Source organism: Streptomyces sp. NPDC046465, assembly GCF_040646035.1.
In the GTDB taxonomy this organism is placed as follows: Bacteria; Actinomycetota; Actinomycetes; order Streptomycetales; family Streptomycetaceae; genus Streptomyces.
Window position 1 is genome coordinate 59,684 of record NZ_JBEYZK010000018.1, and the last position, 12,670, is coordinate 72,353.

General features: G+C 72.0%; 10 protein-coding genes. 8 read left to right on the plus strand and 2 right to left on the minus strand.

The features are described 5' to 3' along the window. The first annotated feature begins 129 nt into the window (after positions 1-129). Complete coding sequence (locus ABZ953_RS26945) at positions 130-1,761, plus strand: MFS transporter (protein ID WP_361728445.1); 1,632 nt, start codon at positions 130-132, stop codon at positions 1,759-1,761. Between the two features lie 171 nt (positions 1,762-1,932). After that, on the plus strand, positions 1,933-3,129 hold the full coding sequence (locus tag ABZ953_RS26950; RefSeq protein ID WP_361728448.1) for an acyl-CoA dehydrogenase family protein: 1,197 nt from the start codon (positions 1,933-1,935) through the stop codon (positions 3,127-3,129). Positions 3,130-3,139: 10 nt separating this feature from the next. Here the strand turns inward: ABZ953_RS26950 and sepF are convergent, their stop codons facing one another. Next, complete coding sequence (gene sepF / locus ABZ953_RS26955; protein WP_361728451.1) at positions 3,140-3,589, minus strand: cell division protein SepF; 450 nt, start codon at positions 3,587-3,589, stop codon at positions 3,140-3,142. Positions 3,590-3,881: 292 nt separating this feature from the next. Between sepF and ABZ953_RS26960 the strand changes: the two genes are divergently transcribed. Continuing rightward, complete coding sequence (locus tag ABZ953_RS26960; protein ID WP_361728454.1) at positions 3,882-5,177, plus strand: DUF5685 family protein; 1,296 nt, start codon at positions 3,882-3,884, stop codon at positions 5,175-5,177. A 21-nt stretch (positions 5,178-5,198) separates the two neighbouring features. On the opposite strand, the gene ABZ953_RS26965 is transcribed toward ABZ953_RS26960, so the two are convergent. After that, a complete protein-coding gene (locus ABZ953_RS26965; protein WP_361728457.1) occupies positions 5,199-6,158 on the minus strand; it encodes an ABC transporter substrate-binding protein in 960 nt (319 codons plus the stop codon). Between the two features lie 570 nt (positions 6,159-6,728). Between ABZ953_RS26965 and ABZ953_RS26970 the strand changes: the two genes are divergently transcribed. The 5 genes from ABZ953_RS26970 to ABZ953_RS26990 all read left to right on the plus strand — a co-directional run bounded on the left by ABZ953_RS26970 (position 6,729) and on the right by ABZ953_RS26990 (position 12,669). Next, entirely contained in the window at positions 6,729-7,634 is a 906-nt protein-coding gene (locus ABZ953_RS26970; RefSeq protein ID WP_361728460.1) for an amino acid ABC transporter permease, read from the plus strand. Continuing rightward, on the plus strand, positions 7,631-9,373 hold the full coding sequence (locus ABZ953_RS26975) for an FAD/NAD(P)-binding protein (RefSeq protein ID WP_361728463.1): 1,743 nt from the start codon (positions 7,631-7,633) through the stop codon (positions 9,371-9,373). Before ABZ953_RS26970 ends, ABZ953_RS26975 begins: the two co-directional genes overlap by 4 nt. A 26-nt stretch (positions 9,374-9,399) precedes the next feature. After that, a complete protein-coding gene (locus ABZ953_RS26980) occupies positions 9,400-10,182 on the plus strand; it encodes an amino acid ABC transporter ATP-binding protein (protein WP_361728466.1) in 783 nt (260 codons plus the stop codon). 106 nt (positions 10,183-10,288) lie between these two features. Further along, the gene (locus tag ABZ953_RS26985; protein WP_361728469.1) at positions 10,289-11,371 is read left to right on the plus strand and encodes an LLM class flavin-dependent oxidoreductase; all 1,083 of its coding nucleotides are present in this window, start codon (positions 10,289-10,291) and stop codon (positions 11,369-11,371) included. Beyond that, the gene (locus ABZ953_RS26990; protein WP_361728472.1) at positions 11,368-12,669 is read left to right on the plus strand and encodes an NtaA/DmoA family FMN-dependent monooxygenase; all 1,302 of its coding nucleotides are present in this window, start codon (positions 11,368-11,370) and stop codon (positions 12,667-12,669) included. Before ABZ953_RS26985 ends, ABZ953_RS26990 begins: the two co-directional genes overlap by 4 nt. The last annotated feature ends 1 nt before the right edge of the window (position 12,670 follow it).

Here is a 12,670-nt window from a genome sequence, read left to right on the forward strand (position 1 = left end):
CCCCGCGCGTCGACTCGCGTACTCTGACGGCTCACTCGCCTTTGTCGGCGCCGCCGGAACAGGGAGTTCACCTCCCGCAGACCACCTCCCGCAGGCCGCCGACGCGAGGGACCACTGGGAGGTACGCACATGTCCGGGACGACCACGGCCGCAGTACCGCAGAGCCGTCGGGGATCCGGGGCCGGTGCCGGGGCCAACCGCTGGGTCGTGCTCGTCGTCCTCTGCGTGAGCCTGCTGCTCGTCGCCGTCGACGCCACCGTGCTGCACGTCGCGGTCCCCGCGGTCACCGAGGACCTCAAGCCCGGCGCGATCGAACTCCTGTGGATAGTCGACATCTATCCACTCGTCTGCGCCGCGCTCCTCATCCTCTTCGGCACGCTCGGCGACCGCGTCGGCCGCAGACGCGTCCTCCTCCTCGGCTACGCCCTCTTCGGCGTCGCCTCGGCGATCGCGGCCCTCGCGGACAACGCACAGGTCCTCATCGCGGCCCGCGCGCTGCTCGGCGTCGGCGGCGCGATGATCATGCCCGCGACCCTGTCGATCCTGCGCCAGGTCTTCCCCGACCGGCGCGAGCGGGCCGTCGCCATCGGGCTCTGGAGCGCGGTGGCCGCGGTGGGCGCGGCCGTTGGCCCGCTGCTCGGCGGGTTCCTCCTCGAGCACTTCTGGTGGGGCTCGGTCTTCCTCATAAACATCCCGCTCATGCTGGTCAGCCTGCCCATCGGACGCCTGCTGCTGCCCGAGTCGACCGGCGGCAGGAACGGGCCGTGGGACGTGGTCGGCGCGCTGATGGCCGCCGGCGGACTCTTCGGTCTCGTGCTCGGCGTGAAGCGGCTCGGCGGCGGTGAGTCGCCGTTCGGCCTCACGACGCTGCTCGCGCTCGTCGTGGGCGGCGCCCTGCTCGCGGGCTTCGTCCACCGGCAGCGCCGGCGTACGTACCCGCTGGTCGATCTGTCGATGTTCACGCGGCCCGCGTTCAGCACCTCGGTGGGCTGCATCGTCCTCGCCATGCTCGCCCTCGTGGGCCTCGAACTGATCGCCGCGCAGTATCTGCAGCTGGTGCTCGGCCTCTCCCCGCTGGAGACGGGGCTGCGCCTGCTGCCCCTGACCATCGCCGCGATGGCCGCGGGCCTCGCCGGTTCGAAGATGCTCGGCGGCCTTGGCCCGCGCACGATGGTCTGCGCGGGTTTCTGCCTCACCGCGCTCGCCGTGCTGCTCCTCACCGGCATGGGCGGCCACGCCAACGACACACTGCTCCTCGTCGGCTTCGTGCTGCTCGGCTTCGGCCTGGAGACCACGCTGTTCGGCGCGTACGAGTCGATGCTGAGCGAGGCTCCGCAGGCCCAGGCGGGCGGCGCCGCGGCGATCGGTGAGACCTCCTACCAGCTCGGCGCCGGTATCGGCATCGCGCTGCTCGGCAGCGTCATGAACGCCGCGTACGCGCCGGGGCTCTCCGCGGTGCGGGGCGTTCCGGCTGCGGACAGTGCGGCGGCGAGCCACTCGCTGGGCGAGGCGTACGACGTCGCCGCGCGGCTCGGCGGGGGGCCGGGTGCGGCGCTGCGGGCCGCGGCGCGGGACTCCTTCGTGCACGGGCTGCATGTGACGTTGCTGGTCAGCGCCGGGTTGTTGCTGCTCGGTGCGGTGGCGGCGCTGCGGTTGCCGCGGGGCATGGAGTGCGGGGCGCCTGCGGCGCGGCTTGAGCAGGGGGTGCCGGCTCCTCGGGACCCTGCGCGGGTCGGCGCCGGATCGTCCGTGGACGTCTGAACCTCTCGGCGGCCGGGTTCTTCGGGTGCGGGCTCTCTTCGGCTGGTCGCGCAGTTCCCCGCGCCCCTGAAAGGCCCCTGGACGCTCTGGACGTGCGCCACACTGCCTGCGTAACGTCAGCGCGAGCCGTAGCTAACTACCACCGCTAGTTTTGTGTCGCCGGAGGCCCGCATGTCCGCAAGCGCCCGCACCCCTCTGCCGCCCTTCGACCCCGCCGACCCCCTCGGCATCGACGACCTCCTGGACCCGGAGGACCTCGCGATCAGGGACACCGTCCGCACCTGGGCGACCGACCGGGTCCTGCCGCACATCGCCGACTGGTACGAGAGGGGTGAGCTGCCCGGCATCCGGGAGCTGGCCCGCGAACTCGGCTCCATCGGGGCGCTCGGCATGTCCCTGCAGGGATACGGCTGCGCGGGCGCCAGCGCCGTGCAGTACGGGCTCGCCTGCCTGGAGCTCGAAGCGGCCGACTCCGGAATCCGCTCCCTCGTCTCCGTACAGGGCTCCCTCGCGATGTACGCCATCCACCGCTTCGGCTCCGAGGAGCAGAAGCAGCGCTGGCTGCCGGGCATGGCCGCGGGCGAGATCATCGGCTGCTTCGGCCTGACCGAACCGGACCACGGCTCCGACCCGGCGTCCATGCGCACGCACGCCAAGAAGGACGGGACGGACTGGCTCCTCACCGGGCGCAAGATGTGGATCACGAACGGGTCGGTGGCCGGGGTCGCCGTCGTCTGGGCCCAGACCGACGAGGGCATCAGGGGATTCGTCGTCCCGACCGACGCGCAGGGGTTCTCGGCGCCCGAGATCAAGCACAAGTGGTCGCTGCGCGCGAGCGTCACCAGTGAGCTGGTCCTCGACGAGGTACGGCTGCCCGCGGACGCCGTACTGCCCGAGGTCGTCGGCCTGAAGGGGCCGCTGAGCTGTCTCTCCCACGCGCGCTACGGCATCGTCTGGGGAGCCATGGGCGCGGCCCGCTCCTCCTTCGAGGCGGCCGTCGAGTACGCGAAGACCCGCGAGCAGTTCGACCGGCCCATCGGTGGCTTCCAGCTCACCCAGGCCAAGCTCGCCGACATGGCCCTCGAACTGCACAAGGGCATCCTGCTCGCCCACCACCTGGGGCGACGCCTGGACGCGGGCCGGCTCCGTCCCGAACAGATCAGCTTCGGCAAGCTCAACAACGCACGGGAAGCGATCGAGATCTGCCGCACGGCCAGGACGATCCTGGGCGCCAACGGGATCTCGCTCGAATACCCCGTCATGCGGCACGCGACGAACCTCGAGTCGGTGCTCACCTACGAGGGCACCACCGAGATGCATCAGCTGGTACTCGGCAAGGCGCTCACCGGTCTCGACGCGTTCCGGTGAGCGGCCCTGCCTAGCTCTGGTTGAAGAAGCCGTCCGCGGCGCGGCCCTTGGCCTCGCCGTTGACGATCTGCGTGTCGGCGGGGGTGAGCAGGAAGACCCGCGTCGCCACCCGCTCGATCGAACCGCGCAGGCCGAAGGTGAGACCGGCCGCGAAGTCGACCACGCGCTTGGCATCGGTCGGCTCCATGGACGTGAGGTTGATGATGACCGGGACACCGTCCCGGAAGAGCTCACCGATGTGGCGCGCGTCCCGGAAGCTGTCCGGGGTCACGGTCCCGATCCGCCGCTCTTCCTCCCCGGTCGCCTCGGCCGCCACCCGCACTCGCGGGTCGGTGACCCAGGCCTCCGGCTGGTCGGGCCCCTCAGCCCGGTCGTCTTCGTAGCCGTCGTCGTAGTAACGCTCGTTGTTGTCGTCGTCGACGAGGCCAAGCCAAGCACTCGCCTTGCGCACCGATCCCATGGACGCCTCCTCTCACAGCGGTTTCCCTGGATTCCGCATCCCTATCGTCGTCCATGATGCGGATGATGCGCCAAGTGGATAGTCGCCGCGCGGGGTTTTCGTGACGGTACTGGTGCAGAGTCAACACGTCGATGTGCGGTGCGCTCCAAGGGTCGTGCTGTGTACGGCTGCTGACTGTGAGTGAAATATGATTCTTCACGGCGTATGGGTGACGGCCGGTGCGTACGGGTGAACGGAGCCGTCGCTACGATGCGCGGAGTTGATCAAATTCAGGCCACTCGGGGGAGTCGTCTTGTTCGGAATCGTCAGGCCCTGCACCCATCGCCTCGGTGAGGGGCTCAAGACCCAGTGGATGGCCCACCTGTGCGGGCTCTGCCTCGCGCTGCGCAGTGATCACGGGCAGTTCGCCCGCGTCGTCACCAACTACGACGGGCTCATCATCTCGGTCCTGACGGAGGCTCAAACCGAGCGCGCCACGGGGTGGCGGCGCACCGCGGGCCCCTGCCCGCTGCGCGGGATGCGGACCGCCTCCGTGGCCCGGGGCGAGGGTGCACGGCTCGCCGCCGCCGTCTCGCTGGTGCTCGCCTCGGCCAAGGTCCGGGACCATGTCGTCGACGGCGACGGGGTCCTGGCGCGTCGGCCGGTGGCCGTCGCGGCCCGGCGGGTGGCCCGGGGCTGGGACCGGGCGGGCGCGCGGACCGGCGCCGATGTGGGGTTCGACACGGCGGTCCTGGTCGACGCCGTCGAACGGCAGGCCGGGATCGAGGCCTTGGCGGGGCCCGGCACCTCGCTGCTCACGGTCACCGAGCCGACCGAGACCGCGACCGCGGCGGCTTTCGCGCACACCGCCGTGCTCGCCGGGCGGCCCGGCAACGCGGAGCCGCTCGCCGAGGCGGGCCGCCTCTTCGGCAGGCTCGCCCACCTGCTCGACGCCGTGGAGGACAGGGAAGCTGACGCCGCGTCGGGTGCCTGGAACCCGCTCACCGCGACCGGCACGACCCTGGCCGAGGCCCGGCGCCTGGCCGACGACGCGCTGCACGGCATCCGGCTCGCGCTGCGCGACGCCGAATTCACCGACGGCAAGCTGGCGCACGTGCTGCTCGCGCACGAGCTGACGAGGTCGGTCGACCGGGCGTTCGGGACGGACGGGTGCGGGCATGCGGGACACGCGGGGCACGCGGGTCAGGTGACGGCGCATCAGGGTGGCCCGTACGGGGCGCAGAACCCCTACGGGGGCGGCGCTCCGTTCGGGGGCGACGCTCCGTACGGGGGTGGCAACCCCTACGGGGGCGGCGCGCCCGGCGGTCCGGGTGGCCCTGACGGACCCGTAGGGCCCGGCGGGCCCGGCGGCTTCGGCGGTGGTCCTGCCTTCGACCCGCAGCCGCCGAAGCCCGGCAAGCGCGGCTTCTGGGCCGGGTGCGCCGTCGCCATCGGCCTCTGCTGCACCTGCAAGGTGTGCTGCGCCGACACGTACGAAGGCCCCTGGTCCCGCAAGAAGCGCGAGGGCTGCTGCAGCAACTGCGGCGACTGCGACTGCGGCTGCTGCGGCATCTGCGAGTGCTGTTCGTGCTGTGACTGCGGGCTGTAGCCCGGGGCGCGTGACTGCCTGTCAGTCCTTGATCTCATGGGGCGAGATCTGCGACTTCTCGATCGCGGAGCCCCGCGTGCCCCACTTCCTCAGGATGCGGTCGTACGTGCCGTCCGCGATCAGCCGGTCCACCGCGGCGCGGAACGCGGGCGCGAGCTTCGTGCCCTTCTTGAAGGCGAAGCCGACGTCGAGCCGGTGGTACTCGCCGAGGAACCGCAGGCCGTCCTGCTGCCGCACCGCATAGCGCAGGCCGTTGATGGTGGACATCACCGCGTCGGCGCGGCCCTGCTGCAGCGCGGCCCAGAGTGCGCCCGGCTCGGCGTACGTCTTCACGCCGTACGGCTTCTTGCCCGCCTCCTCGCAGACGTGCTTGTTGTCCTCAAGGGTGGCCTCGAACGTGGTGCCCGCCCCGGTCGCCACGTTCAGGCCGCAGAGCTGCTCGAAGCCGGTGACCTTCTTCAGGTCGCTGTCCTCGCGCACGGCGAAGCCCTGGCCGTCGTTGATGTACGTGACGAAGTCGATGGACTTCCGGCGCTCGTCGGTGACGCCGAAGTTGCCCGTGCCCAGGTCGTACTTGCCGCTGCCCAGGGCGGGCAGGATCGCCTCGAAGCTCGCGGGCTCCCGCTTCAGCTTCAGCCCGAGCACCTTGGCCACCGCGTCCGCGAAGTCGATGTCCTGGCCGACGATCGTCCTGCCGTCCTCCAGGTAGAGCGCGCCGGGCGGGGTGCCGCCGACGGACGAGGCGACGGCGAGGGTGCCCCGGTCTCGTACGTCCGGGGGCAGCAGCCGCGCCGCCGCCTCGTTCCTCCCGACGGAGGAGACGACGTCCGCGGTGGGGATCTTGCCGCCCTTGCCCGCGGGGGCCGCGCCGCCCGCGGTGTTCGTCGCGTCGCCCGACCCGCAGGCGGTCAGCGCGAGGGTGGCGGCGGTGATCAGGGCGAAGGCCGCCGGGATGCGGCGGGAACGCGGGGGCGTGCTCATGGCGTGAGGGTTCTCCAGCTCGGCAGGGCAGGGCGAAGCGGACGTACGAGGGGATACGAGACGTACGAGGGATGCGAGGGGGGTGTTGTCGCCCGTGACGAGCGGGGCGGCGGAGTGCGCGTGTGAAGGCGAGGGCGAGGGCGACGGCGTGCGGGCGCACGGGCGTCGTGGAGTGAGCGCAGGGTGCCGACCCGTGCGGGGGAGAGGGCCCGGCGGACGCCGAGCGAACTCAAGAGATCAAGCGAACTCAAGAGGTCAGGCGAGCTCAAGAGATCAAGGGGGCGTGCGGCGCAGGGGGTCGGCTCAGGAGGACATCAACAGGACGCCGACCACACGCGACCGAAGTCGATGTGGGAGCGCTTGACCAGCCACTGCTGCGGATGCATGGGCCAAGTGGAACAGGCATCCGTTTCCGCGTCAACTGCCGTGAGACGTAAGGCTCATATCCTGGACAGCCTTGACAGCGCATGCGAAGCGCCACGTAATGTCGATGGCGGATCGTGCTGAGGGGCTCGGTCCGTGTGAAGGCGTCACCCGTGTTCGATCTTCTGTATCCACGGAGCCTTCCGCATGTCTTCCGACACCCTCACCGACTCCGGCAACCTCCCCGATTCCGGCACCCTCGCCGGGAAAGTGGCGACCGCCCCTCCTTCCCGGGACCCGTCAGACCTCCCCGACGCTCCGCGCATCGTGCCCCGGCCCCGCGTGGGGCAGTGGGCCGCGGCCGTCGCCGTCCTGGCCCTGCTCGCGTTCGCCGTCAACTCCGTCGTACACAATGAGGCGTTCCAGTGGGGCGTCGTCGCCGACTACTTCACCTCGGAGTCCGTGCTGCGCGGTCTCGGGCTCACGCTCTGGCTGACCGCCCTCGTCATGGTGCTCGGCTTCGCGCTCGGCGCGCTGCTCGCCATGGCGAGGCTCTCCGCCAACCCCGTGCTGCGATCCGTGAGTTGGGCGTACGTCTGGTTCTTCAGGTCGATGCCGATCCTGGTGCAGCTGCTCTTCTGGTTCAACATCGGGGCGCTGTACCCGCAGGTGTTCGGCGTGCGGACGGTGAACCTGCTCGGCCCGGTCACCATCGCCGTCATCGGCCTCACCCTGCACGAGGCCGCCTACGCCGCCGAGGTGGTGCGCGGCGGGATCCTCTCCGTCGACCGCGGCCAGATCGAGGCCGCGCAGTCGCTGGGGCTCGGGCGGTGGCGCAGGTGGCGCAGGATCGTGCTGCCGCAGGCCATGCGGTCCATCGTGCCGCCCGCCGGGAACATGCTGATCGGCACCCTCAAGGGCACCTCGATCGTCTCCGTCATCGCCGTGCAGGACCTGCTCTACTCCGTTCAGCTCGTCTACCACCGCACCTACCAGGTCATCCCGCTGCTCATGGTCGCCACCCTCTGGTACGTCGTGGTCACCTCGGTGCTCAGCGTCGGCCAGTACTACGTCGAACGGCACTATGCGCGCGGGTCGGAGCGCGCGCGATGAGGCACTCGCTGGTGATCGTGGGGGCCGGGCCGCGCGGCACCGGCATCCTGGAGCGCATCGCCGCCAACGCGGCCGAGCTGTACCGGGGGCCGGGCCTCGACATCCATCTCGTCGACCCGTATCCGCCGGGCGGCGGCCGCGTCTGGCGCAGCGATCAGTCGCCGCTGCTCTGGATGAACTCGCAGGCCCAGGACGTCACGATGTTCACCGACGAGACGGTGGAGGTGGCGGGACCCGTCCTGCCGGGACCCGCCCTGCACGAGTGGACCGGGCGCGACGGGCGGGCCTTCCTCAGCCGCCGCGAGCAGAGCGGCTATCTGCGCTGGGTGTACGAGAGGGCCGTCGCCGCCCTGCCGTCCCACGCCGTCGTCCGTCATCACCGGCGCAGGGCGCTGCGCGTCACCGGGGCGCGCGACGCCCGCCAGGAGGTGCTCCTCGACGGCGCGGACAGCCCTCTCACCGCCGACCTCGTCATCCTCGCCCAGGGCCACCTGGACGCCGAACCCGACGCCGAACAGGGCGAGTTGACCGCGTACGCCGAGCGGCACGGTCTCGTGCACCTGCCGCCCGACTTCACCGCGGACAGCGACCTGTCGCGGCTCGCGCCCGGCGAACCCGTCATCGTGCGCGGCCTCGGACTCGCCTTCGTCGACCTGATGGTGCTGCTCACGGAGGGGCGCGGCGGGCGGTACGAGGGGGAGAGGTACGTGCCGTCCGGGCGCGAGCCCCTGCTGTACGTCGGCTCGCGGCGCGGCGTGCCCTACCACTCCAAGATCGGCTACGACTGGACGGGCGAACGGCCGCCGCTGCCACGCTACTTGGGCCCCGCCGAGATCGACGCGCTGCTCGCCCGCCCCGACGGCTTCGACTTCCGCCGGGACGTCTGGCCGCTCATCGAGAAGGAACTCGGCTTCGCCCACTACCACCGCCTGTTCACCGCCCACCCGGAGCGGACCGGGACGGCCTGGACGGACTTCGAGGAGAAGTACGCGGTCTGCCCGCCCGGCAGCCCCGAACTGGACGTCCTCATCGCCTCCGCCGTGCCCGACCCCGCCGACCGGCTCGACCTCGCGGCCCTCGACCACCCCCTGGCCGGGACGCGCCACACCTCGTACGAGGAACTGCAGGACGCGCTGCGCGGCCATGTCGCCGCCGACCTCGCACGTCGGCACGACCCCCGGCACAGCACCGACCTCGCCGTGTTCCTCGGACTGCTCTCCGTCTACGGGCAGGTGGTCCGGCTCGGCGACGTGGGGACGTGGTGGCACGGCTTCTTCAGCCTCCTCGCGTCGGGACCGCCCGGCCCCCGGCTCCGGAACCTGCTCGCCCTCTCGCGCGCCGGAGTCGTACGGTTCCTCGGCGCGGACGTCCGAGTGAGCGCCGAGGGCGGCGTGTTCCGTGCCGAGAGCCCCACCCTGCCCGGCCACGTCACCGAGGCCCGCGCCCTCGTCGAGGCACGCCTCCCGCAGCCGACCCTCGACCGCACCCGCGACCCGCTCCTGCGGGACCTGCACGCCGAGGGAGCCGCGGCGACCGGAGCGGGACTCCTCGCCGTCGACCCGGCCGACGGGCGGGTGCTCGACCGTGCGGGCGTGCCGCATCCGCGCCGCTTCGCGCTCGGGCCGCAGACCGACGCGCGCGGCGCGGGGGCGTTCACCCGGCCGCGGACCAACAGCCCCACCTTCCGGCAGAACGACGCCACCGCCCGCGCCGTACTCGACTTCCTGCGCACCTCCTGAGCACCTCCTGAGCCCCGAGGAACCCCATGTCCACTGCCACTTCTGCCACCTCCTCCATGGTCGAACTCCGCGCCGTGCGCAAGTCGTTCGGGCCCCTGGAGGTGCTCAAGGGCGTCGATCTCCGGGTCGGCAGGGGCGAGGTCACCGTCGTCCTCGGCCCCTCCGGATCCGGCAAGTCCACCCTCCTGCGCACCATCAACCACCTGGAGAAGGCCGACGGGGGCTGGGTCGCCGTCGACGGCTCGCTCGTCGGTCACCGGCGGTCCGGCGACACGCTGTACGAGCTGCCCGAACGCGAGGTGCTCAAGCAGCGCACCCGGATCGGCTTCGTCTTCCAGAACTTCCACCTCTTCCCGCACCTGACCGTCCTGGAGAACGTCGTCGAGGCGCCGGTCTCCGCCCTCAAGCGGCCGCGCGCCACAGCGACGCGGGCCGCGCGGGCGCTCCTGGACCGGGTCGGTCTCGCCGAGAAGGCGGACGCCTACCCCCGGCAGCTCTCCGGCGGGCAGCAGCAGCGCGTAGCCATCGCCCGTGCGCTCGCCCTGGAGCCGAAGCTGCTCCTCTTCGACGAGCCGACGTCGGCGCTCGACCCGGAACTGGTCGGCGAGGTGCTCGACGTCATCAAGGACCTGGCCGGACAGGGCACCACGATGATCGTCGTCACCCACGAGATCGGCTTCGCCCGCGAGGTGGCCGACGCCGTCGTCTTCATGGACGACGGGCGCGTCGTCGAACAGGGCGCCCCCGCCGACGTACTCGACAGGCCGCGGCACGACCGCACCCGCGCCTTCCTCTCCAAGGTCCTTTAGGTCCCTCAGGGCCTCCGCCGGGTCCCTCGGGGCCTCCGCCGGGTCCCTCAAGACCTCCACCGGGGTTCCTCAAAACCCTCCACGCCATTCCAGAAAGGTTCAGCCGATGACCAACCGAGGCACCGGCCGCGGCCCCCTCCACCTCGCCGCCGCCATCGACCTCCCCGGTGTGTACCGGGCCGACTCCTACGTCGATCTCGCGCTGCTCGCCGAGCGCGGGGCGCTGGACTTCGTGACGCTCGGGGACTCCTTCGCGCGGCCCGGACCCGACGCCCTCGCCGTCGCCGCCAGGATCGCGCCCGGCACCGGACGCATCGGACTCGTACCGACCGTCACGACCACGCACACCGAGCCGTTCCACGTACAGGCCGCCGTCGCCACCCTCGACTGGGTCAGCCACGGGCGGGCCGGCTGGCAGGTCGACGTGTCGACGACCGAGGCCGAGGCCCGGCTCTTCGGGCGGCGCCGGGCCGCGCTGCGCGAGGAGCTGTGGCACGAGGCCGGTGAGGTCGCCGATGTCGCCGCCCGGCTCTGGGACAGCTGGGACGACGACGCGGAGATACGGGACGTGGCCACCGGTCGCTTCATCGACCGGGACAGACTGCACTACGTCGACTTCGAAGGGAGCGCCTTCTCGGTGCGGGGCCCGTCCATCGTGCCCCGGCCGCCCCAGGGCCATCCGGTGCGGGTCGTCGACGCGACGGCGCCGCAGGCCCGCGAGACCGCGGCACGGCACGCGGACGTCGCCCTCGTGCGCACCTCGTCCGCCGCGCGGGCCGGTGCCGCGCGGGCCGAACTGCGGGTCCTGGCGACGCGGTTCGGGCGAGACCCGCAGACGCTGCGGGTGTTCGCCGCCCTCGACGTCGACCTCGGCGGCGGGGAGTGTGCCGCGGAGCCCGGGCACGGCGGCGGACCGCTGCCCACCGCCGAGGGGCCCGCCTACCGGGGCGGCCCCGTCGACCTGGCCGAGCTGATCACCGGCTGGCACCGCGCGGGCACCGTCGACGGCTTCCACCTCACGCCCGTCGAGCCGCGCCGCGACCTGGAACGGCTCGTCAACGGCACCGTCGCGCTGCTCCAGCACCGCGGCCTCTTCCGCACCTTCTACCCGGGCAGCACCCTCCGGGAGCATCTGGGGCTCGCCAGGCCCGCCAACCAGTACGCCGCGCTCGCGGGGGTGCTCTCATGACACGCGGCCCCCGGCAGATCCACCTCGCCGCCCACTTCCCCGGCGTCAACAGCACCACGGTCTGGTCCGATCCCAGGTCCCGCTCGCACATCGACTTCTCGTCCTTCGCCTCGCTCGCCCGCACCGCCGAACGCGGCCTCTTCGACTTCTTCTTCCTCGCCGAGGGGCTGCGCCTGCGCGAGCACAAGGGGCGGATCCACGACCTGGACGTGGTCGGGCGGCCCGAGTCGCTCACCGTCCTGACCGCACTCGCCGCCGTCACCGAACGGCTCGGCCTCGCGGGCACCGTCAACGCGACCTTCAACGAGCCCTTCGAACTCGCCCGCAGGTTCGCCTCGCTTGACCATCTGAGCGAGGGCCGCGCCGCCTGGAACGTGGTCACCACCTCGGACGCCTTCACCGGCGAGAACTTCCGCAGGGGCGGCTACCTCGACCGCGCCGACCGGTACACCCGCGCCGCCGAGTTCCTGGCGACGGCACGCGAACTGTGGGACTCCTGGACGCCGGAGGGCCGGCCGCGGCCCTTCGCGCACCACGGGCGGCACTTCGCGATCGAGGGCGAGTTCACCGTGGCGCGCTCCCCGCAGGGGCACCCCGTCGTGATCCAGGCGGGAGACTCGCCCGAGGGCCGGGAGTTCGCCGCGTCGGCGGCCGACGTGATCTTCACGCGGCACGGCACACCGGAGGCGGGCCGCGCCTTCTACGCCGACGTCAAGGGCCGCCTCGCGCGGTACGGACGCTCCGCCGACGACCTGAAGATCATGCCGGGCGTCACCTACGTGCTCGGCGACACCGCGGCCGAGGCGCAGGAGAAGGCCACCGAGATCCGCCGCCTGCAGGTGACCCCGCAGAACGCGATCCTCGCCCTGGAACAGGTCTGGGGCGTGGACCTGTCCGCGTACGACCCGGACGGGCCGCTGCCGGACATCGACCCGGACCCCGCGTCCGAACTGGTCCAGGGCCGCGTGCGGATCACCGACCGGCTCGCCGTCGCCGCGAAGTGGCGGGCACTCGCCGAGTCCAAGGGGCTCTCCATCCGCCAGACCGTCATTGAGACGACGGCCCGCCAGTCCTTCATCGGCACCCCGGAGGCGGTCGCCGCCGAACTCGAGGAGGCCGTGCGCACCGAAGCCGCCGACGGTTTCATCCTCGTGCCGCACCTCACCCCCGGCGGGCTCGACGACTTCGTCGAACGCGTGGTGCCGCTGCTCCAGGAACGCGGCGCGTACCGCACGGAATACCGGGGTGCGACGCTGCGCTCGCACCTCGGGCTTCGCGAGCCCGTATGGAAGGGTTGAC

What these genes read in the sequence shown, in the direction of transcription:
- ABZ953_RS26945 (WP_361728445.1), top strand. Translation starts at nt 130, where the DNA reads ATGTCCGGGACGACCACGGCCGCAGTACCGCAGAGCCGTCGGGGATCC.
- ABZ953_RS26950 (WP_361728448.1), top strand. Translation starts at nt 1,933, where the DNA reads ATGTCCGCAAGCGCCCGCACCCCTCTGCCGCCCTTCGACCCCGCCGAC.
- sepF (WP_361728451.1), bottom strand. Translation starts at nt 3,589, where the DNA reads ATGGGATCGGTGCGCAAGGCGAGTGCTTGGCTTGGCCTCGTCGACGAC.
- ABZ953_RS26965 (WP_361728457.1), bottom strand. Translation starts at nt 6,158, where the DNA reads ATGAGCACGCCCCCGCGTTCCCGCCGCATCCCGGCGGCCTTCGCCCTG.
- ABZ953_RS26970 (WP_361728460.1), top strand. Translation starts at nt 6,729, where the DNA reads ATGTCTTCCGACACCCTCACCGACTCCGGCAACCTCCCCGATTCCGGC.
- ABZ953_RS26975 (WP_361728463.1), top strand. Translation starts at nt 7,631, where the DNA reads ATGAGGCACTCGCTGGTGATCGTGGGGGCCGGGCCGCGCGGCACCGGC.
- ABZ953_RS26980 (WP_361728466.1), top strand. Translation starts at nt 9,400, where the DNA reads ATGTCCACTGCCACTTCTGCCACCTCCTCCATGGTCGAACTCCGCGCC.
- ABZ953_RS26985 (WP_361728469.1), top strand. Translation starts at nt 10,289, where the DNA reads ATGACCAACCGAGGCACCGGCCGCGGCCCCCTCCACCTCGCCGCCGCC.
- ABZ953_RS26990 (WP_361728472.1), top strand. Translation starts at nt 11,368, where the DNA reads ATGACACGCGGCCCCCGGCAGATCCACCTCGCCGCCCACTTCCCCGGC.